Genomic DNA, 21,113 nt, shown 5'->3' with positions numbered 1-21,113 from the left:
TTAGGTTCATCTTCTTCAGGATCATAAGGGAATTCAGCGAAAAAGAACCCAACTTCTGGATCAAAATCAATGTATGATTCATCACGAATCACGGTTAATCGAGAATCTAATTTATTTAATCGAGTTTCTAGAAATTCCGTATTCTTTTCTACAGCAGCCAAAGGTCGATGCTTGGGGTCAGTGAAACTAATCGGCGAACTAACGAGTTCTCCTGGTCCAATGTATTGTGATGGACGATTATAAGGTTTTAACCTTTCCTGTTCCAATTGTTTTTCTGTAAATAAGTCATTCCAATAGAACAGGTTATGCACTTGATATTCATGAATGACTTTTAAGATAGCTTGGTCAATCACTTTTACTGCTTGTCTAGAAGAATCTGAAGCCCCGCTCGGTTTTCTATAATATTCGTAAATTTGTTCATCGTAAGGCGTAAACCAGTAAAGAGGATAGCCTCTATATCTAAGCAGATACTCCGAATACACAAAATATTCCATCGGATGATTCGGTACACGAGGGTCCCAGTAGATAGTAGAAAGTTGTGGAAAGACCTCTGGACCATAATCAATAAAGTTATCATTATGTATCAAAGACAAATCTGGATCGATTGCATGAAACTTTTGAGTGAGTTCTTCTGTCATTTTTTTGATTTCTGCTTGTGGTCGACGGTTGGGATCGATAAAGGGGAAGAAGGTCATAGTTACTATCCTTTCTGTTCAAGAATCATAAGATGTTGAATTAATTCAACTTCCATGTCTTTTTATAGTTACGCACTATTTTTTGGAAATCTTCATAGGAATAATTGTTGCGCCAGTAATATTTATTATAGAGCATATATTTCCTCATAATCACTTCAATCGCATCATCTAGTTCCTTACTAAGTCCAAGGTACGTAACATTAGCAATCCCCCCATTAAAGAAGTCGCCATGAAAACTAGTTCCTATACTATAAGGAGAAAGTCCGTAAATGGCTGTCTCATTAAAATAAATGTTGTAATCATAGTGAGATAAGTAACGTCTAGGATCATCTGGCTCGTCTTCTTCAGGATCATAAGGACATTCCGCAAGAAAATGGCCAATATCCGGACCAAAATCAATATAAGAATCATCATGAATCACCGTTAATTGAGAATCTAAGTGATCTAATTGAGTTTCTAAAAATTCGGTATTCTTTTCTACAGCAGCTAAAGATCGATGTTTGGGGTCAGTGAAACTAATTGGCGAACTAATGATTTTTACTGGTCCAACGAATTGTGATAATCGTTTATAAGGTTCTAACTTTTCCTGTTCAAATTGTTTTTCTGTAAATATATCTTTCCAATAGAGAAGGTTATGAACTTGATAGTCATGAATGATTCTTAGTATAGTCTGATCAATCATTTTTAAAGTTTTTCTTTCTGGATCTGGAGTTCCTCCAGGTTTTTGATAAGTTTCGTAAAGCCATTCACCATAAGGAGTAAACCAGTAAAGAGGGTAGTTTTTATATCTAAGTTGGTACTCCGAGTACACAAAATGTTCCATCGGATGATTTGCCACGCGAGGATCCCAGTAAATCGACGAAAGTTGTGGAAAGACCTCTGGACCATAATCAATAAAGTTATCATTGTGAATCAAGGTCAAGTCTGGATCGATTGCATGAAATTTTTGAGTCAGTTCTTCTGTCGTTTTTCGAATCTTGGCTTGTGGTCGACGGTTGGGATCGACAAAGGGGAAGAAGGTCATAGGTATTATTCCTTTCTATATCAAGTTTTTTCATTTGAATCATAACATGTTGAAAGACAGTATAAAGAATTTTTTTTCGAAAAAGTCGAAGTAAAGAGAACAGGAGTAAAGCGATAATAAACATCTAGGTGGGGCACCTATCTAAGCGTTAGATCGACTATCGAACATCCCAAGTAGTCCTTAGTAGAAAAATTGCCAATCACTAATACTATATCCGTAAAGCCTTGCGTCATGTGGCAGGAGAGGTGAGACCGGGAAGAACTGGCGATCCTGAAATCACAGGTGCTCATTCACGGCACCCTGATTTTTATAATCCAGACAGTGGAGTGGTTTATGAACCAACTGGGACATTGGTGGAAGGACGACCTTTTGAGGCGAATGTTAAGTATGATGGGAAATATAAGAATACAAAATATATTGTTTTTCCAGACAGCTGGGATGCAGAAAAAATTACGAGTGAAGTAGAACAAATTGTAAAAAAACAGGTTCCTAATATACCGGGGAGACATCCTTTTAGTGGTGAAAGTACAGAAGGTTTTACGATAGAAGGACATGCGAATGTTAAAGCAAATGGAAAAATTACGGTTGCGACAGCATATCCGATTATAAAATAATAAAGATGGTGGTGCTTAGTTATTCTAAGCACCACATCTTTTTATTTTTTTTAATTTCTTTTTGGAACTCTCCAGTAGTATAATAATCACGCCAATAATATAAATTATTCAATTGATATTTGTGAACATGTTTTATTACAGTAGCATCAAGTTCATTACTTAGTCCAAGATGAACGAAACTAGGTATGCCACCATTAAGAATATTTCCTTGGTAACCAGTTCCAAAGCTATAGGGAGTAAAACTGTACAAAAGAGTATCACCATAATAGATTTGATACTCTGAATCAGATAAGTCGCATATAGGATCATTAGGTTCATCTTCTTCTGGATCATAAGAATATTCAGCTAAAAAACGACCAATCTTTGGGCCAAAGTCAATGTATGAATCATCATGAATAAGAGATAAGCGCAAATCTAGTTTGTTGAGCTGTGTTTCTAAGTATTCGGTATTCTTTTCTACAGCAACCAAAGGTCGATGCTTGGGGTCAGTAAAACTAATTGGTGAACTAACGAGTTCTCCTGGTCCGATGAATTGTGATGGACGATTATAAGGTTTTAACCTTTCCTGTTCCAATTGTTTTTCTGGAAATAAGTCATTCCAATAGAACAGGTTAAGTACTTGATATTCATGAATGACTTTTAAGATAGCTTGGTCAATCACTTTTACTGCTTGTCTAGAAGAATCTGAAGCCCCACTCGGTTTTCTATAATATTCGTAAATTTGTTCATCGTAAGGCGTAAACCAGTAAAGAGGATAGCCTCTATATCTAAGTAGATACTCCGAATACACAAAATGTTCCATCGGATGTTTTGCCACGCGAGGATCCCAGTAAATCGACGAAAGTTGTGGAAAGACCTCTGGACCATAATCAATAAAGTTATCATTGTGAATCAAGGTCAATTCTGGATCGATTGCATGAAATTTTTGAGTCAGTTCTTCTGTCATTTTTCTGATCTCTGCTTGTGGTCGACGGTTGGAATCGACAAAGGGGAAGAAGGTCATAGTTACTATCCTTTCTGTTCAAGATTTTATTTTTTGAATAAACTGTTAAAATAAAGTCCACCATTCTTTATCTTCACGTATTTTACTTTGAAATTGTTCTGGGGTATAGGTTTCCCGCCAGTAGTATTTGTTGTAAAGCATATATTTTCTCATAATCACATTGATCGCATCAACTAGCTTCTTGCTTAGTCCAAGGTAGGTAACATTCGGTATTCCCCCATTAAAGTAATCGCCATGAAATCCAGTCCCACTACAATAAGGAGAGAGAGAGAAAAGTAATGTTTTATTAAAATAAATGTCGTACTCGTAACGAGATAAATCACGTCTAGGATCATCTGGCTCGTCTTCCTCTGGATCGTAAGGGCACTCCGCAAGAAAATGACCGATATCTGGACCAAAATCAATATATGAGTCATCACGAATCACGGTTAATCGAGAATCCAATTGATCTAACTGAGTTTCTAGAAATTCCGTATTCTTTCCTACAGCAGCCAAAGGTCGGTGCTTGGGGTCAGTGAAACTAATTGGTGAACTAATTATTTCGCCAGGTCCAATAGATTGCGATACTCTCTTGTAGGGTTTTAACTTCTCCTGTTCCAATTGTTTTTCAGTAAATATATCTTTCCAATAGAGAAGGTTATGAACTTGATAGTCATGAATGATTCTTAGGATAGTCTGTTCAATCATTTTTAAAGTTTTTCTTCGCGAGCCTGCATTCCCTCCAGGGCTTCTATAATATTCGTAAATTTTTTCATCATAAGGCGTAAACCAGTAAAGAGGATAGCCGCCATATCTAAGTAGATACTCCGAATACACAAAATGTTCCATTGGGTGATCTGGCACACGAGGGTCCCAATAAATTTTTGATAGCTTTGGAAAGACCTCCGGACCATAATCAATAAAGTTATCATTATGTATCAAAGTCAAATCTGGATCGATTGCTTGAAATTTTTGGGTCAGTTCTTCTGTCATTTTTTTGATCTCTGCTTGTGGTCGACGGTTGGGATCGACAAAGGGGAAGAAGGTCATAGTTACTATCCTTTCTGTTCAAAATTTTTATTTGAATCATAACACGTTGGAAAAGTAGAAGAGAGAATTATTATTTCGGGAAAGTCGGAGTAAAAAGAGAATTTGAGTGAAGCTTTAACAAACGTCTAAGTTAGACAGACCTATCCAGTCTCCATGTCTCTCTGTCTTTATATTTATTGATTTCTTTTTGAAACATTTCAGGTGTATACACATTACGCCAATAATATAAATTGTTCTGTTGATATTGATAGATGATAGCTAAAATTGAATTATTCAATTGTTCGCTTAAACTAAGGTAATCCGTGTTAAACATCCATTCGTTATAAAAATCCCCATGTATTCCATAGCTTAATTGATAAGGGGAACAACCAAATAAAGAAATACCGCCGTAACTAATTGTATACTCTTCATTAGACAAATAACGTCTAGGATCATTAGGTTCATCTTCTTCAGGATCATAAGGGAATTCAGCGAAAAAGAACCCAACTTCTGGATCAAAATCAATGTATGAGTCATCACGAATCACGGTTAATCGAGAATCTAATTGATCTAACTGAGTTTCCAGAAATTCGGTATTCTTTTCTACAGCAGCCAAAGGTCGGTGCTTGGGGTCAGTGAAACTAATTGGTGAACTAATTAATTCGCCAGGTCCAATAGATTGCGATACTCTCTTGTAGGGTTTTAACTTCTCCTGTTCCAATTGTTTTTCAGTAAATATATCTTTCCAATAGAGAAGGTTATGAACTTGATAGTCATGAATGATTCTTAGGAGAGTCTGTTCAATCATTTTTAAAGTTTTTCTTCGCGAGTCTGCATTCCCTCCAGGTCTTCTATAATATTCATAGATTTGTTCACCATAGGGCGTAAACCAGTAAAGAGGGTAACCTCCATATCTAAGTAGATACTCCGAATACACAAAATGTTCCATCGGATGATTCGGTACACGAGGGTCCCAGTAGATAGTAGAAAGTTGTGGAAATACCTCTGGACCGTAATCAATAAAGTTATCATTATGTATCAAAGTCAAATCTGGATCGATTGCTTGAAATTTTTGGGTCAGTTCTTCTGTCATTTTTTTGATCTTGGCTTGTGGACGACGGTTGGGATCGACAAAGGGAAAGAAGGTCATAGTTACTATCCTTTCTGTTCAAGATTTTATTTTTTGAATAAACTGTTAAAATAAAGTCCACCATTCTTTATCTTCACGTATTTTGTGCTGAAATTGTTCTGGCGTATAGGTTTCACGCCAATAGTATTTGTTGTAAAGCATATATTTTCTCATAATCACTTCAATCGCATCATCTAACACCTTATTTAGCCCCAGATACTTAACATTAGTAATTCCACCATTAAAGAAGTCGCCATGAAAACACGTTCCTATACTATAAGGAGAGAGACTGTAAATAGGTATCTGGTTAAAATAAATATTATATTCATAATTAGATATGGTAGCAATTGGATCATCAGGCTCATCTTGTTCAGAGTCATAAGGCGCATTAGCTAATAAATGACCAATTTCTGGTCCAAAATCAATAAATGAATCATCGTGAGTAAGAGTTAAGTGAAAATCTAACTGTCTCAGCTGTGTCTCTAGAAATTCAGTATTTTTTTTAACAGCTGCTAAAGGTCGGTACTTTGGATCACTGAAATCAAATGGGGAGTTCCATATATTTATGTCTCCGATTATTTGTTGATTTTGTTTATATAGGGCCAAAGCATGTTGTGCGAATTGTTTTTGTGAAAACAAATCTTTCCAATAAAGAAGATTATGAACTTGATAATCTCGAATGACTTCAAGAATTGCATCATTAATGCTACTTACTTTTTTTTGCAAATTTTTTTCATGACTATCCGTTAATCGTGATTTATCAATAATCACACCATAAGGGGTAACCCAATAAGCAGTATAGAACTTACCTTTTAAACGATACTCCGAATACACAAAATGTTCCATCGGATGATTCGGTACACGAGGGTCCCAGTAGATAGTAGAAAGTTGTGGAAAGACCTCTGGACCATAATCAATAAAGTTATCATTATGTATCAAAATCAAATCTGGATCGATTGCATGGAACTTTTGAGTGAGTTCTTCTGTCATTTTTTTGATTTCTGCTTGTGGGGGACGATTGGGATCGACAAAGGGAAAGAAGGTCATAATCGTTTTTCCTTTCTAGGCTATAAAAGTTTTTTAAATTAAAGTATGACATGTAAATAAGGAGTGTGGGGGACTGTTTTTTCGTCGATCAGAAAAAAGTGGGGATTTATAATGAAACAAGCAATACCTGCCTAATTCAAAGTGAACGAAGCTTTATATGATTTTTAGCGCTTGTTGTGTTTCTCCATGATATTTGAATTTATTCTACTAGTGGAAAACAATACTATTATTGTTTCTATGAGGCATTGAGTGCGAGGTATAGTGGGCTTTCATAGCAACGAAAGGTTAAGTCAACTTGAGAGAGGTTCATGGTTCTTCTCCAGTATTGATTTAAATAAAAAAAGATGCTGGCAAATTTCACCAACATCAAAAAATATATATACAATTACTAACTGTTATGGCATTTAAAAAATTGTTGCTGTAGTGGGATGATGCAAGAAGTTTTCAACTAACTGCGCATCTTCATCATCTTTCGAAATAATGATCGTTGTATCAAAGCCAGCAATCGTACTAACGATATGAGGCGGTTTGATTTCATCTAAGACAGCTGCGAACAACGGTGCGTTGTCTGGTAAGGTATGGACGATAGTCAAAAAATGAACTCGTTCCACTTTTAACACGATATCTTCAATCATCTGGATCAAACGTTTTTCATCTTCGCTTTTTGATTCAGCTGTCTCCTTTTCTTTGAACAGGACAAAATGGGAAACACCATTTTCATCAGGCGCCTTAACGATTTTTAAGTCACGTATATCTCTTGAAATCGTCGCTTGAGTCGCAGATACACCCATTTCAGTCAGCTTAGCTAACATTTCATCTTGTGTACGGATCGTATAATCTTCAATGATTTGTTTAATCAACAAGTGTCGCTCAGTTTTTCGCATTTTAGTTCTCCTTTAACGAAACTTTTCACAAGTATCATAACAAAAAAACGTTGAATTGCCCATCTTTATTTTACATTTACCTGTTTATTTTTTCACGAATTGCTTATAAAAAAACAAAGAAATAAAGTAAAAAAATGAGAGGGAGAAAAAGAAGACACAAAAAAATAAGTAAGTTGATTTTTTTTCTTGAAATTTATGCCCAATTCAGTTAAACTATTGAATGTTGAGCAGAAAAAGATCACTTTGGTGTATCTTACGTCACTACTCAATAAATCCACATTCTTGTTGGATCGTTGGTCGGTGCTTGAAAAAGTTGGCTAGCGAGTTGGAAGACAAGAAGAGGGAAAATAAAAACCAAATCGGAGGAAACAAACATGGCAGTAATTTCAATGAAACAATTACTAGAAGCCGGCGTACACTTTGGTCACCAAACTCGTCGCTGGAACCCAAAAATGAAGAAATACATCTTCACAGAAAGAAACGGAATCTACATTATTGACTTGCAAAAAACAGTTAAATTAGTAGATGCAGCTTACGATTATATGAAGAGCGTAGCAGAAGAAGGCGGCGTTGCTTTATTCGTAGGTACGAAAAAACAAGCACAAGAAGCAATCAAAGATGAAGCTACTCGTGCTGGACAATACTTTGTAAACCACCGTTGGTTAGGTGGAACATTGACAAACTGGGATACGATCCAAAAACGTATCGCTCGTTTGAAACAAATCAATGCAATGGAAGAAGATGGAACTTTTGCAGTTCTACCTAAAAAAGAAGTTGCTGGTTTGAACAAACAACGTGAACGTCTTGAAAAATTCTTAGGTGGTATCGCTGATATGCCAAGAATCCCAGATGTAATGTACATCGTTGACCCACGTAAAGAACGCATTGCCGTTCAAGAAGCACACAAATTGAATATCCCAATCGTAGCAATGGTTGATACAAACTGTGATCCAGATGAGATCGACGTAGTTATCCCATCAAACGACGACGCAATCCGTGCCGTTAAATTGATTACTTCAAAAATGGCTGATGCTTTCATCGAAGGAAATCAAGGGGAAGATCAAGTAGTTGAAGAAGATTTTTCAGCAGAAAACACAGCGACTTCAATCGAAGAAATCGTTGATGTTGTTGAAGGCGACAACTCTTCAGCAGAATAATTTTTAAATGATGGAGCTGTTTCAAAGGCTAGGCGACAAGCCTCACTCTCCTTTGAAACAGCTTTTTTTAAAGAAAAAGCATACAACTAGGAGGAAGTAAAAATGGCAGACGTTACAGCTAAAATGGTAAAAGAACTACGCGACATGACTGGCGTAGGTATGATGGATGCGAAAAAAGCATTGGTTGAAGTTGAAGGTGACATCGAAAAAGCGGTAGATCTTTTACGTGAAAAAGGAATGGCTAAAGCTGCGAAGAAAAACGATCGTATCGCCGCTGAAGGTCTTGCTTCAGTTGCAGTGAAAGGTAATACTGCAGCAATCGTTGAAGTTAACTCAGAAACAGACTTCGTTTCTAAAAACGAAATGTTCCAAGACTTAGTAAAAGAAATCGCTGAACTAGTCGCTGAAAACAAACCAGCTGACATGGACGCAGCAATGAAAATCAAAACATCAAAAGGAACAGTTGAATCTGACTTGATCGAAGCAACACAAGTTATCGGTGAAAAAATCAGCTTCCGTCGTTTTGAAGTAATCGAAAAAGATGACAACGCTGCATTTGGCGGTTACCTACACATGGGTGGACGTATTGCTGTATTAGCTGTTTTAGAAGGTACAACTGACGAAGCGGTAGCTAGAGACGTAGCGATGCACGTAGCAGCGATCAACCCTCGTTATGTAAACGAAACACAAATCCCTGAAGCTGAATTAGATCACGAACGTACAGTCTTGACTGAACAAGCATTGAACGAAGGCAAACCAGCGAACATCGTTGAAAAAATGGTTGAAGGACGCTTAAACAAATTTAAAGCTGAAATCGCATTGGTTGACCAACCATTCGTTAAAGATCCTGATATGACTGTTGAAAAATTTGTTGCTTCTAAAGGCGCAACTGTGAAATCATTTGTCCGCTTTGAAGTCGGCGAAGGTATCGAAAAACGCGAAGATAACTTTGTAGAAGAAGTAATGAACCAAGTGAAAAAATAATCCGGTTTACGGACTTGATTAATGGTACGATGTTTGGTCCAAAGAAAATAGAGATTATTCTGCATTTTCTTTGTGACCACATCGGTTCCATCGCTTATTTGAATGAAATGAGGAGCAGCGACATTCGTCACAGCTCTTTTTTTTAGGGCAAGAGATATCAAGAGCATAGGTATTTTCGTGCCTAAACTATCTGGATATGGTAGAATGTCAATAGAAAATATTGGAGGAATGAACATGGTCACACCAAAATATCAGCGTGTCGTCTTAAAATTAAGTGGAGAAGCTTTAGCTGGAGATGAAGGGTTTGGAATCAAACCACCAGTTATCAAAGAAATCATCCAAGAGATCAAAGAAGTCCACGAGTTAGGCGTAGAGATGGCAATTGTTGTCGGCGGTGGAAATATCTGGCGCGGTCAAATTGGCGCACAAATGGGGATGGAACGTGCACAAGCGGATTACATGGGCATGTTAGCAACTGTGATGAATGCTTTAGCATTACAAGATACATTAGAAAATGTTGGTGTTCCTACACGCGTCCAAACCTCAATTGAAATGCGACAAATCGCAGAACCATACATCCGTCGTAAAGCAGAGCGTCATTTAGAGAAAGGGCGCATCGTTATTTTTGCCGGTGGTACTGGAAACCCTTATTTTTCTACAGATACAACTGCGGCATTACGTGCAGCTGAAATTGGCGCTGATGTTATTTTAATGGCTAAGAACAATGTTGACGGTGTTTATTCTGCCGATCCAAAAATCGATTCAACAGCAGTGAAATTCGATGAATTGACACACATGGAAGTCATTGCAAAAGGATTACAAGTAATGGATTCAACTGCCAGTTCATTGAGTATGGACAATGATATCCCGTTACTTGTGTTCAATCTTAATGAACATGGAAACATTCGCCGAGCAATCTTAGGTGAAAATATCGGAACAACCGTAAGGGGGAAATAAACAATGGCAGATGCAATTATGACAGAAGCAAAAGACAAGATGCAAAAAGCAGCACAAAATCTACAACGTGAACTTGGACAGATCCGTGCCGGCCGTGCGAATGCGAGCTTATTAGATCGTATCACTGTTAATTATTATGGCGCACCAACACCATTGAACCAATTAGCATCGATTCAGATCCCAGAAGCAAGAGTATTGATGATCACACCATTCGATAAAAGTGTGCTTCAAGACATCGAAAAATCGATCATGGCAAGCGACATCGGTATCAGCCCAACAAATGACGGAAATGTGATCCGTTTAGTCATTCCTCAGTTAACAGAAGAACGTCGGAAAGAATTAGCGAAAGACGTGAAAAAAGAAGCTGAAAATGCGAAAATCGCTGTCCGTAACATTCGTCGTGATGCAATCGATGAGTACAAAAAACAACAAAAAAATGGCGATATCACAGAAGATGATTTGCGTGACTTAGAAAAAGAAGTGCAAACTTTGACAGATGACAGTATCAAAGAAGTAGATCGTATCGCTGCAGACAAAGAAAAAGAATTGCTTGAAGTATAAGAATCAATAAAGACAGGTGGACAGTGTGAAGTGCTGTCTCCTGTTTTTTACTTTTTGACTAAGAAAAACTAAAAAATCCTTTGAATTTGCGTAAAAAAAGGGCTATACCATAGGAAATAACGATAGATATTGCTATAATGGTAAAGATAGTTGTAATTTTTTAGTATGGGAGGAAAAAGAATGTTACGTTTTTTTCCGCAAAAAAACAAATATATTCAAGAAAAAAGTGAGCACCATTTTGATGCGCAGAGAGATATCCCGAAACATATCGCCATCATCATGGATGGGAATGGTCGTTGGGCACAAAACCGTCGTCTTCCACGAGTGGCTGGCCACAAAGAAGGCATGGAAACCGTTAAGAAAGTCACTAAAAAAGCTTCTCGACTTGGGGTAAAGGTGTTAACGCTCTATGCGTTTTCAACCGAAAATTGGAAACGTCCAAAAGAGGAAGTCAATTTTTTGATGCAATTACCTGTAGACTTTTTTGATACGTTCGTCCCTGAGTTGATTGCTGAAAATGTCAAGGTACAAGTGATGGGCTATGAAGAACTCTTGCCGGAACATACGCAAGATGCAGTACGCCGTGCTATTGAACAAACCAAAGAAAATACGGGAATGATCTTAAACTTCGCACTGAATTATGGTAGTCGGGCAGAAATCATCTCTGCAGTCAAAGCAATCAGTGAACAAGTAAAAGAAAACGATCTTTCTACGGAAGACATCGACGAGGACATGATCGCGGATCATTTGATGACCGGTTTCTTACCTCCCGAACTTCGCGATCCAGGATTAGTCATCCGGACAAGTGGCGAAGAACGGATCAGTAATTTCTTATTGTGGCAGATTGCTTATAGTGAATTATATTTTTCAAAAGCCTTATGGCCAGATTTTGACGGCGCCCATTTAGAGGAAGCAATCGCTTCTTATCAACATCGAGACCGTCGTTTTGGTGGCGTAAAAAGTGTAGATAAAGGAGAACAATCATGAAGCAACGTGTGATCACTGCGGTCGTAGCATTGGCATTATTTATTCCGATCATTTGGATCGGAGGAATTGGTCTTGAGCTAGTAGCGGCTTTATTAGCAGTAGTTGGTGTCTATGAACTTTTTCGTATGAAAGGATTGACACTATTAAGTTTTGAAGGAGTTCTTTCTGCCATTGGTGCAGTTTTTCTTGTCCTGCCGAAAGAGCGCTGGTTTTTCTTTTTACCTGAACAAACAAATGAATTTATGTTGTTTTATTTGACTGTGATGATCCTATTGGGTGCCGCTGTCTTCTCAAAAAATATGTATACGATCGATGAAGCTGGTTTTCCAGTTGTTACTAGTTTATATGTCGGTTTTGGTTTTCAAAACTTTGTTAGTGCGCGTACAGAAGGAATCAACGTATTGCTTTTTGGCTTGTTCATCGTTTGGGCAACCGATATTGGCGCATATCTAGTTGGTAGACGTTTTGGTAAGCGTAAGCTATGGCCAGATATCTCACCCAACAAAACGATTGAAGGTGCATTAGGGGGAATAGGTAGTGCGTTAGTTGTTGCCTTACTATATTTCTTACTTTATCCACCACAAGAATTGTTTGGACATGGCTTATTCGTCATGTTACTCCTAACGATCATTCTATCGATCGTAGGCCAATTTGGGGATCTAGTCGAGTCGGCAATTAAACGCCACTATGAGGTCAAAGATTCAGGGAACATTTTACCTGGACATGGTGGGATCTTAGATCGATTCGATAGTCTATTGTTCGTCTTTCCTGTCATGTACTTATTTGGATTGATTTAAATAAAAATTCTGTAAAAGAAGCTTCCGAAACCAAAAGTTTTTCGTCCGTCAATCAGACACGATCGGTAAGGAGATTCTTTACAGGATTTTTATTTTTTTACATTTTAATAGGTGCTTGGTGAAGTGTCGATAATATGGTAAAATTAAGTAGTTTTATTTTAACTGAATAAAAAATAATGATTAATGTAAAGGAGAATAGGATGAGAACAATTATCACGTTCATTATCGTTTTTGGCATCTTAGTGATCGTACATGAATTTGGCCACTTCTTCTTTGCGAAACGATCAGGAATCCTAGTTCGCGAGTTTGCGATTGGCATGGGACCTAAAATCTACGGTCATCAAGCAAAAGACGGCACGACTTATACATTGCGTTTGTTACCGATCGGTGGCTATGTGAGAATGGCTGGGAATGGGGACGACGAAACGGAAATGGCCCCAGGAATGCCGTTATCGCTTTTGATGGATTCAGATCATGTCGTAAAGAAAATCAATTTAAGCAAAAAAATCCAATTGACCAATGCGATCCCAATGGAATTGATCCGTTATGATCTTGATGAAGCACTCACGATCACAGGTTATGTGAATGGTGATGAAACGCAAGAAGTAACGTATGCAGTGGATCACGATGCTTCGATCATCGAGGCGGATGGGACTGAATTGAGGATCGCACCGAGAGATGTGCAGTTCCAATCAGCCAAATTATGGCAACGAATGTTGACTAACTTTGCGGGTCCAATGAATAATTTTATTCTAGCGATTCTATTGTTCATCGTATTAGCGTTCATGCAAGGCGGGGTGACAGTCACAAATACCAACCAAATCGGTGTTGTTACGCCAGACGGAGCTGCGGCTGCAGCCGGACTGAAAGAAAATGATGAAATTCTTTCAGTTGAGGGGAAATCGATCCAAACATGGAATGATCTGACAGCGATCATTACTGAAAATCCAGATAAACCACTTGATTTTGAAGTTGAACGAAATGGACAGGTTTCTTCTGTTGAAGTGACACCGAAAGCAATTGAGTCGAATGGTGAAAAAATTGGTCAACTTGGAATACAAGCGCCAATGAAAACTGGCTTCTTCGATAAGATCATCGGTGGAACACAACGTGCATTTAGTAGCTCTTTGGAAATATTCAAAGCATTAGGTTCATTATTTACCGGCTTTAGCTTGGACAAATTAGGTGGACCGGTGATGATGTTCCAATTATCTTCTGAGGCAGCGAATCAAGGGATCATGACAGTCATTGGTTTGATGGCGATCTTATCCATGAATTTAGGGATCGTCAATTTATTACCGATTCCAGCATTAGATGGTGGAAAACTAGTCTTGAATATTTTTGAAGGTGTCCGTGGTAAACCACTTAGTCAGGAAAAAGAAGGCGTTTTGACGCTTGTTGGTTTTGGCTTCCTGATGCTATTGATGGTATTAGTGACATGGAATGACATTCAACGATTCTTTTTCTAGAAAAAGTAGGGTATAATGACATGCGTTAGATTATTTGAGGAATAAAGGAGTTTATATAATGAGACAATCAAAAATGTTGATTCCAACATTAAGAGAAGTTCCAAATGATGCGGAAGTATTAAGTCATCAAATCTTACTACGTGCCGGTTACATTCGTCAGGTTTCGGCTGGAATCTATTCTTATTTACCACTTGCAAATCGTGTATTAGAAAAATTAAAAACGATCATGCGCGAAGAATTTGAAAAAATCGGCGCAGTAGAAATGTTGATGCCAGCGATTTTACCTGCTGAGTTATGGCAAGAATCTGGTCGTTATGAAACATACGGTCCCAACTTATATCGCTTGAATGATCGCAACGATCGTCAGATGATCTTAGGACCAACACATGAAGAAACATTTACAGAATTGATCCGTGATGAAGTCAATTCATACAAAAAATTACCTTTGAATCTTTATCAGATCCAAGCAAAATACCGTGATGAAAAACGTCCTCGTTTTGGATTATTACGTGGACGCGAATTTATCATGAAAGATGCTTATTCTTTCCATGCTTCTCAAGAGAGTTTGGATGAAACATACAAAGATTACGAAAAAGCTTATACAGAGATCTTTAAGCGTTGTGGTCTAGAGTTCCGTGCAATCATCGGTGACGGTGGCGCGATGGGCGGAAAAGACTCAAAAGAATTTATGGCGATCTCAGAAATTGGTGAAGACACGATTTGTTATTCAACAGAAAGTGACTATGCAGCAAATTTAGAGATGGCGACGAGCTACTATGTGCCAAAAAAATCCCATGAAACACAATTGGAAATGGAAAAGAAAGAAACACCAGATGTGAAAACCATCGAAGAGGTTGCAGCTTTCTTTGACGTTCAACCACAAAAAATCATCAAATCTGTACTTTTCACAGCAGATGAGCAACCTGTTTTAGTTTTAGTTCGCGGCGATCATGAAGTCAATGATGTGAAATTGAAAAACTTCTTAGGTGCAGATTTCTTAGAAGAAGCAACAGAAGAAGAAGCGAAAAACTATTTAGGCGCTGATTTTGGATCAGTTGGACCAATCGGTGTAGCTGAAGAGGTCAAAGTCTATGCGGATCGTCATGTTCAAGATCTGGCAAACGCGATTGCGGGAGCGAATGAAACTGGCTACCATTATATCAATGTCAATCCAGAACGTGATTTCAATGTTCTAGCATATGAAGACTTACGCTTTGTCCAAGAAGGCGATCCTTCGCCAGATAATAATGGCGTATTAGCCTTCACTCGAGGAATCGAGATCGGTCATATCTTCAAACTAGGGACACGTTACAGTGAATCAATGGGTGCTACTGTTCTTGATGAAAATGGTCGTGAAAAACACGTGATCATGGGTTGTTATGGTATCGGTGTGAGCCGTCTACTTTCAGCAATCGTTGAACAAAATGCAGACGAAAACGGTATTCACTGGCCAAAAGGCATTGCACCATTTGATTTGCATGTCGTACAAATGAACTTAAAAGATGAGTTCCAAACGAACTTGACGAATGAAGTGGAAAAAGCAATGAACGAAGCCGGTTATCAAGTACTTGTTGATGATCGCAATGAGCGTGCAGGTGTTAAGTTTGCTGATTCTGATTTGATCGGATGTCCAATCCGTATCACCGTCGGTAAAAAAGCAGTAGATGGCATCGTCGAAGTGAAAATCAAAAAAACAGGTGAAATGGTCGAAGTTCGGAAAGAAGAACTTGTAAATACATTACCGATTTTATTGAATCAAGGCGAATAAATAAGAGTGGAAAAGTCGTATCAGTCTTTTAAAAGACGGAAGCGACTTTTTCATTTCCTTTGGTGATTGGGATAGAGGTTGTTCAAGAAGCAACACTTCAATAATAAGGCAAAAAATCAAAAATGAAAAAGCCATTTTCGATTTTTCTGTCTTATTACTCAGTGCTGACCGCTTCTTTCACAACCTGATAAACGGTGTTCGAAAAGCTAACCTTCAACATTAAGCTGGAAAATCAAAAAATATGAGAAGCTATTTTCTCAATTTCTGCCTTAATACTCGGAGCTAACCGGCTTTCTCACAACCTTGATAAACGGTGTTCAAGTAGCAACACTTCAATAATAAGCCAAAAAAATCAAAAATGAAAAAGCCATTTTCGATTTTCTTGTCTTATTACTCAGTGCTGACCGCTTCTTTCACAACCTTAATGAAAATTTCCCTAAAAAGGGTTATACTAGATAGTATTGAAAAGTAAGGGTCGGAAATGGAATGATTTCTGGTCTTGACAGAAAGGGCGTATATTTTTGTCAGAAAAACGAGAGTTATTTGAGAAATTATTGGAGCAGATCCAATTAGAAGAAACAGAAAAAGCGCATCCGCTTATTTCTGCTGGTGAAATGGAACAGGTGGTGGTCCATCGTAAATCTCGTCTGTGGGAGTTTACGTTACGTTTTCCAGCTATTTTGCCTGTGATGCTTTATCGCTCGTTGGTGCAACATGTCATACTTGCATTCAAAGAAATTGCTGAGGTGAAAATCACAGTTCAAGCAGCGGATCAAACATTTGATGAACAACTCTTACAGGATTATTGGTCGCAAGCACTGGAGAGTCAGCAATGCGATACGCCTTTAGTACAAAAGGTATTAAAGACGCAAGTGCCAACGATCAAAGATCATAAGGTGATTTTGCCTGTTGATGGTGAGGGAGCGATTGGCTATCTTAAACAACAATATCTGCCATTAGTAGAACAGTTATTTGTTAGTTACGGCTTTCCTAAGTTTCGGATCGAACCAGAAGTTGATGAGCAACAAGCAGAAAGAGTCCTAAAGCTTTTTGAAGAAAGACGACAAGAACAGGCTGAGGCGTTTATGAAACAAGCGGCTGAAAGCTTGATTGTTCATGAACAAAAGAAAAAAGAGCGCAAAGAGCAATTACCAGCGCTTGACGGGCCGATCCAACTAGGTAGAAATATCCCGAATGATGAGCCTATCACACCGATGATCAATATCTTGGAAGAGGAACGCCGGGTAACGATCGAAGGCTACGTGTTCGATAAAGAAGTACGCGAGCTTCGTTCAAAACGTAAGATTTTGACATTGAAGATCACAGATTACACTTCTTCATTTATCGTCAAAAAGTTTTCAAATAATGAAAAAGATGAACAAATCTTTGAAGCAATCAGTACGGGTAGTTGGTTGAAAGTTCGTGGGAGTGTCCAAGAAGACACCTTTGTTCGTGACCTAGTGATGAATGCCCAAGACATTTTAGAAGTCAAACATGCACCACGTAAAGATTATTCTCCTGAAGGGGAAAAGCGTGTCGAATTACATCTTCATAGTAATATGAGTACCATGGATGCGACGAACAATATTGCAGATCTTGTGGCACAAGCAGGTAAGTGGGGACATAAAGCAATTGCAATCACTGACCATGGCGGTGCACAAGCATTTCCAGAGGCACATAGTGCAGGGAAAAAAGCTGGTGTGAAGATCTTGTATGGTGTCGAAGCGAATGTGGTCGATGATGGAGTGCCGATTGCGTATAATGACGCCCATGATTCATTGAGTGAATCCACTTATGTCGTGTTTGACGTGGAGACAACAGGTTTGTCTGCTGTTTATGATACGATCATCGAGTTAGCTGCTGTTAAGATGTATAAAGGAAATGTCATTGAAAGTTTTGATGAATTTATCGATCCTGGACATCCCTTGTCACGAACAACCATTGATTTGACAGGAATCACGGATGAAATGGTTCGCGGTTCAAAATCTGAGGAAGAAGTTTTACGCTTATTCTTGGAATTCTCAAAAGATGCGATCCTAGTTGCCCATAATGCGGCATTCGATATGGGATTTTTGAATACAAGTTATGCCAAATACAACATCCCTGAAGCCGCCAATCCAGTTATAGATACCTTAGAATTAGCTCGTTATTTATATCCACAATTCAAACGGTTTGGTTTAGGTGTACTATCAAAAAAATTCGGTGTTAGCTTGGAACAACATCACCGCGCGATTTATGACGCGGAAGCAACCGGGCATCTGGCTTGGATATTTATTAAAGAAGCGATGGAAAACCACGAAATGTATTACCACGATCAGTTGAATGCCCATGTAGGTGAGGGTGATTCTTACAAACGGGCGCGACCTTTCCATGTCACATTACTGGCGAAAAACCAAGCTGGATTAAAAGACCTGTTCAAATTGATCTCGATGTCAAACGTCGATTATTTTGAACGTGTGCCACGAATCCCCCGATCACAACTGAAAAAATTCCGACAAGATCTGTTAGTTGGCTCTGCCTGTGACAAAGGTGAGATTTTTGAAGCTATGATGCAAAAAGGGGTAGAAGAAGCACGTAATCGGGCGAAATTTTATGACTATATCGAAGTCATGCCTAAGGCTGTCTATGCACCACTCCTGGAGCAAGAGCTTGTCAAAAATGAACATGATTTAGAAGAAATCATTCGTAACTTAGTAGAAATCGGCAAATCATTAGATAAAATCGTTGTAGCAACAGGAAATGTCCACTATCTGAATGAAGAAGATGCGATCTATCGTAAAATCTTGGTCAATTCGATGGGGGGAGCCAATCCATTGAATCGTCACAGTTTGCCTGAAGTGCATTTCAGAACAACGGATGAGATGCTGACTGCTTTCACCTTCTTAGGGACAGATTTAGCAAAAGAAATCGTAGTTGAAAATACCAATAAGATTGCAGATATCTGTGAAGAAGTCGTGCCAGTTAAAGATGAATTATATACGCCTAAAATCCCTGGTTCGGAAGATGAAATCACAGATCTAAGTTATACGAAGGCAAAACAAATGTATGGTGATCCATTACCGGATATCGTAGAAAAGCGTCTGAAAAAAGAACTGGATTCGATCAATGGTAATGGCTTCTCAGTGATTTATTTGATTTCACAAAAGTTAGTGCATAAAAGTAATGAAGATGGCTATTTAGTTGGTTCTCGTGGCTCGGTTGGTTCTAGTTTCGTCGCAACCATGACCGGGATCACAGAGGTCAATCCATTGGCACCCCATTACTATTGCCCAGATTGTCAGTATTCGGAATTTTATGAAGATGGAACTTACGGTTCAGGATTTGATATGCCTGAGAAAAAATGTCCAAAATGCGGCACTCGTTTAAATAAAGATGGGCATGATATTCCGTTTGAAACATTCTTAGGTTTCCATGGCGATAAAGTACCCGATATCGATTTGAATTTCTCAGGGGATTATCAAGCAGAAGCCCATCATTATACGAAAGTATTGTTTGGTGAAGAATATGTCTATCGTGCGGGAACGATCGGTACTGTTGCGGATAAGACGGCGTATGGATTCGTTAAAGGGTTTGAACGTGATCACAATTTGCATTACCGAAGTGCCGAAGTGGACCGCTTAGCCAAAGGTGCTACTGGGGTCAAACGAACGACCGGACAGCATCCAGGGGGGATCATTGTTATCCCCGATTATATGGATGTATATGATTTCACGCCGATCCAATATCCGGCAGACGATCAGAATTCAGAATGGAAAACGACCCACTTTGATTTCCACTCGATCCATGACAATGTCTTGAAACTTGATATCCTGGGACACGATGATCCAACGGTGATCCGGATGTTGCAAGATTTATCTGGGATTGATCCACAAACAATCCCAACCGATGATCCAGAAGTCATGCGGATCTTTTCTGGACCCGAAGTCTTGGGAGTCACACAAGAACAGATTTATTCTAAAACAGGTACATTAGGGATACCGGAATTTGGGACACGTTTCGTTCGTGGGATGCTAGAGGAAACACACCCAACGACTTTTGCGGAATTATTGCAGATCTCTGGTCTTTCTCATGGTACGGATGTTTGGTTAGGGAACGCAGAGGAATTGATCAAACGTGGGGATGCAACGCTGGCTGAAGTAATCGGCTGTCGTGACGATATCATGGTTTATTTGATCCATGCTGGCTTAGATAGTGGGATGGCGTTCAAAATCATGGAGACGGTGCGTAAAGGATTATGGAATAAGATCCCTGACGAATTACGTGAAACGTATTTGACCGCAATGAAAGAAAATAACGTACCTGACTGGTACATCGATTCTTGTTCGAAAATCAAATACATGTTCCCGAAAGCCCATGCGGCTGCTTATGTCTTGATGGCGTTACGGGTTGCTTATTTCAAAGTTTATTTTCCGATATTGTATTACTGTGCCTATTTTTCCGTTCGTGCAGATGATTTTAATCTTGTCGCTATGTGCAAAGGAAAAGAAGCAGTGAAAGAGGCGATGAAGGAAATCACGGATAAAGGGTTAGATGCTTCTGTAAAAGAAAAGAATCAGTTGACAGTTTTAGAGTTAGCCAATGAGATGCTAGAACGTGGCTTGAAATTTGGAATGATCGATTTATACAAATCCGATGCAGTAAACTTTGTGATCGAAGGAGACACGCTGATTGCGCCATTTCGTGCGGTACCAAGTTTAGGGGCCAACGTAGCGAAACAAATCGTCGAAGCTAGAAAAGATGGTCCTTTCTTATCCAAAGAAGACTTGGCAACTCGTGGGAAAGTCTCGAAGACGTTGATCGAGTATATGACAGAAAATGGTGTCTTGAAAGATTTACCTGATGAAAATCAATTATCGTTATTTGATATGTTATAAAAGTCAACGTGAGAAATGAAAATGAATCAAAATGAAAGCAAAGATTAGTAAAGCTGGTTGCCAGTTGATTCTAATGATATGGCTTGTCATTTAGAGTGATTTATGTTATAGTTATTTAAGGTAATGATACTAACTGTGAGTGAGCGGAATTTTCG

17 protein-coding genes are annotated in these 21,113 nt (G+C 38.6%); 10 read left to right on the top strand and 7 right to left on the bottom strand.

Translation table 11 applies throughout. The features are described from left to right. Both I2F89_RS11595 and I2F89_RS11590 read right to left on the bottom strand, forming a co-directional pair. The coding region (locus I2F89_RS11595; protein WP_195514377.1) for a hypothetical protein at positions 1-695 on the bottom strand (695 nt) is incomplete at its 3' end. A gap of 40 nt (positions 696-735) precedes the next feature. Beyond that, on the bottom strand, positions 736-1,719 hold the full coding sequence (locus tag I2F89_RS11590; RefSeq protein ID WP_074801798.1) for a hypothetical protein: 984 nt from the start codon (positions 1,717-1,719) through the stop codon (positions 736-738). Between the two features lie 245 nt (positions 1,720-1,964). On the opposite strand from I2F89_RS11590, the gene I2F89_RS11585 reads away from it, so the two are divergent. Beyond that, entirely contained in the window at positions 1,965-2,333 is a 369-nt protein-coding gene (locus tag I2F89_RS11585; protein ID WP_254905418.1) for an EndoU domain-containing protein, read from the top strand. A 19-nt stretch (positions 2,334-2,352) separates the two neighbouring features. Here I2F89_RS11585 and I2F89_RS11580 read toward each other — a convergent pair whose 3' ends face one another. From I2F89_RS11580 to I2F89_RS11560, 5 genes are all read right to left on the bottom strand, one after another. Continuing rightward, entirely contained in the window at positions 2,353-3,336 is a 984-nt protein-coding gene (locus I2F89_RS11580) for a hypothetical protein (protein ID WP_074801803.1), read from the bottom strand. Positions 3,337-3,381: 45 nt separating this feature from the next. Further along, entirely contained in the window at positions 3,382-4,365 is a 984-nt protein-coding gene (locus tag I2F89_RS11575) for a hypothetical protein (RefSeq protein ID WP_074801806.1), read from the bottom strand. Between the two features lie 130 nt (positions 4,366-4,495). After that, a complete protein-coding gene (locus I2F89_RS11570) occupies positions 4,496-5,494 on the bottom strand; it encodes a hypothetical protein (protein WP_195514376.1) in 999 nt (332 codons plus the stop codon). A gap of 45 nt (positions 5,495-5,539) precedes the next feature. Continuing rightward, positions 5,540-6,520, bottom strand: coding sequence for a hypothetical protein (locus I2F89_RS11565; protein ID WP_195514375.1), 981 nt, complete (start codon positions 6,518-6,520; stop codon positions 5,540-5,542). 404 nt (positions 6,521-6,924) lie between these two features. Then, positions 6,925-7,404 carry an arginine repressor gene (locus tag I2F89_RS11560; protein WP_010735183.1) on the bottom strand — a complete coding sequence of 160 codons (480 nt, stop codon included), beginning with the start codon at positions 7,402-7,404 and terminating at the stop codon, positions 6,925-6,927. Between the two features lie 374 nt (positions 7,405-7,778). Here I2F89_RS11560 and rpsB point away from each other — a divergent pair, with 374 nt between their 5' ends. The 9 genes from rpsB (at position 7,779) to I2F89_RS11515 (ending at position 20,958) form a co-directional block, all read left to right on the top strand. Continuing rightward, positions 7,779-8,561 (top strand): 30S ribosomal protein S2, encoded by a 783-nt coding sequence (rpsB, locus tag I2F89_RS11555; RefSeq protein WP_010735184.1) that lies wholly within the window; start codon positions 7,779-7,781, stop codon positions 8,559-8,561. A 102-nt stretch (positions 8,562-8,663) separates the two neighbouring features. Further along, positions 8,664-9,545, top strand: a complete 882-nt coding sequence (gene tsf / locus I2F89_RS11550; protein ID WP_010735185.1) for a translation elongation factor Ts — start codon at positions 8,664-8,666, stop codon at positions 9,543-9,545. 234 nt (positions 9,546-9,779) lie between these two features. Beyond that, positions 9,780-10,502 carry a UMP kinase gene (pyrH, locus tag I2F89_RS11545; RefSeq protein ID WP_010735186.1) on the top strand — a complete coding sequence of 241 codons (723 nt, stop codon included), beginning with the start codon at positions 9,780-9,782 and terminating at the stop codon, positions 10,500-10,502. 3 nt (positions 10,503-10,505) lie between these two features. Further along, positions 10,506-11,063: a ribosome recycling factor gene (frr, locus tag I2F89_RS11540; protein ID WP_023519849.1), complete on the top strand. Its 558-nt coding sequence runs from the start codon at positions 10,506-10,508 to the stop codon at positions 11,061-11,063. Between the two features lie 180 nt (positions 11,064-11,243). Next, positions 11,244-12,050 carry an isoprenyl transferase gene (locus tag I2F89_RS11535; protein WP_010735188.1) on the top strand — a complete coding sequence of 269 codons (807 nt, stop codon included), beginning with the start codon at positions 11,244-11,246 and terminating at the stop codon, positions 12,048-12,050. Continuing rightward, the gene (locus I2F89_RS11530; protein WP_023519848.1) at positions 12,047-12,847 is read left to right on the top strand and encodes a phosphatidate cytidylyltransferase; all 801 of its coding nucleotides are present in this window, start codon (positions 12,047-12,049) and stop codon (positions 12,845-12,847) included. Before I2F89_RS11535 ends, I2F89_RS11530 begins: the two co-directional genes overlap by 4 nt. Positions 12,848-13,047: 200 nt before the next feature. Continuing rightward, positions 13,048-14,316, top strand: a complete 1,269-nt coding sequence (gene rseP / locus I2F89_RS11525; RefSeq protein WP_062805088.1) for an RIP metalloprotease RseP — start codon at positions 13,048-13,050, stop codon at positions 14,314-14,316. A gap of 58 nt (positions 14,317-14,374) precedes the next feature. Further along, a complete protein-coding gene (locus tag I2F89_RS11520) occupies positions 14,375-16,084 on the top strand; it encodes a proline--tRNA ligase (RefSeq protein WP_010735191.1) in 1,710 nt (569 codons plus the stop codon). Positions 16,085-16,605: 521 nt separating this feature from the next. After that, on the top strand, positions 16,606-20,958 hold the full coding sequence (locus tag I2F89_RS11515; protein ID WP_065096790.1) for a PolC-type DNA polymerase III: 4,353 nt from the start codon (positions 16,606-16,608) through the stop codon (positions 20,956-20,958). The last annotated feature ends 155 nt before the right edge of the window (positions 20,959-21,113 follow it).

Origin of the sequence: Enterococcus sp. 1001283B150225_161107_E12 (genome assembly GCF_015556925.1) — a bacterium.
Taxonomy (GTDB): domain Bacteria; phylum Bacillota; class Bacilli; order Lactobacillales; family Enterococcaceae; genus Enterococcus_B; species Enterococcus_B mundtii.
Note: the sequence above shows the minus strand (reverse complement) of the source record. Positions and strands in the feature narration are given on the sequence as shown.

Bases quoted from the DNA above. Each gene is read 5' to 3' on its own strand.
- I2F89_RS11590 (WP_074801798.1), bottom strand. From the start codon at position 1,719: ATGACCTTCTTCCCCTTTGTCGATCCCAACCGTCGACCACAAGCCAAG.
- pyrH (WP_010735186.1), top strand. From the start codon at position 9,780: ATGGTCACACCAAAATATCAGCGTGTCGTCTTAAAATTAAGTGGAGAA.
- I2F89_RS11570 (WP_195514376.1), bottom strand. From the start codon at position 5,494: ATGACCTTCTTTCCCTTTGTCGATCCCAACCGTCGTCCACAAGCCAAG.
- I2F89_RS11560 (WP_010735183.1), bottom strand. From the start codon at position 7,404: ATGCGAAAAACTGAGCGACACTTGTTGATTAAACAAATCATTGAAGAT.
- tsf (WP_010735185.1), top strand. From the start codon at position 8,664: ATGGCAGACGTTACAGCTAAAATGGTAAAAGAACTACGCGACATGACT.
- I2F89_RS11575 (WP_074801806.1), bottom strand. From the start codon at position 4,365: ATGACCTTCTTCCCCTTTGTCGATCCCAACCGTCGACCACAAGCAGAG.
- rseP (WP_062805088.1), top strand. From the start codon at position 13,048: ATGAGAACAATTATCACGTTCATTATCGTTTTTGGCATCTTAGTGATC.
- I2F89_RS11520 (WP_010735191.1), top strand. From the start codon at position 14,375: ATGAGACAATCAAAAATGTTGATTCCAACATTAAGAGAAGTTCCAAAT.
- I2F89_RS11530 (WP_023519848.1), top strand. From the start codon at position 12,047: ATGAAGCAACGTGTGATCACTGCGGTCGTAGCATTGGCATTATTTATT.
- I2F89_RS11535 (WP_010735188.1), top strand. From the start codon at position 11,244: ATGTTACGTTTTTTTCCGCAAAAAAACAAATATATTCAAGAAAAAAGT.
- rpsB (WP_010735184.1), top strand. From the start codon at position 7,779: ATGGCAGTAATTTCAATGAAACAATTACTAGAAGCCGGCGTACACTTT.
- I2F89_RS11565 (WP_195514375.1), bottom strand. From the start codon at position 6,520: ATGACCTTCTTTCCCTTTGTCGATCCCAATCGTCCCCCACAAGCAGAA.
- frr (WP_023519849.1), top strand. From the start codon at position 10,506: ATGGCAGATGCAATTATGACAGAAGCAAAAGACAAGATGCAAAAAGCA.
- I2F89_RS11580 (WP_074801803.1), bottom strand. From the start codon at position 3,336: ATGACCTTCTTCCCCTTTGTCGATTCCAACCGTCGACCACAAGCAGAG.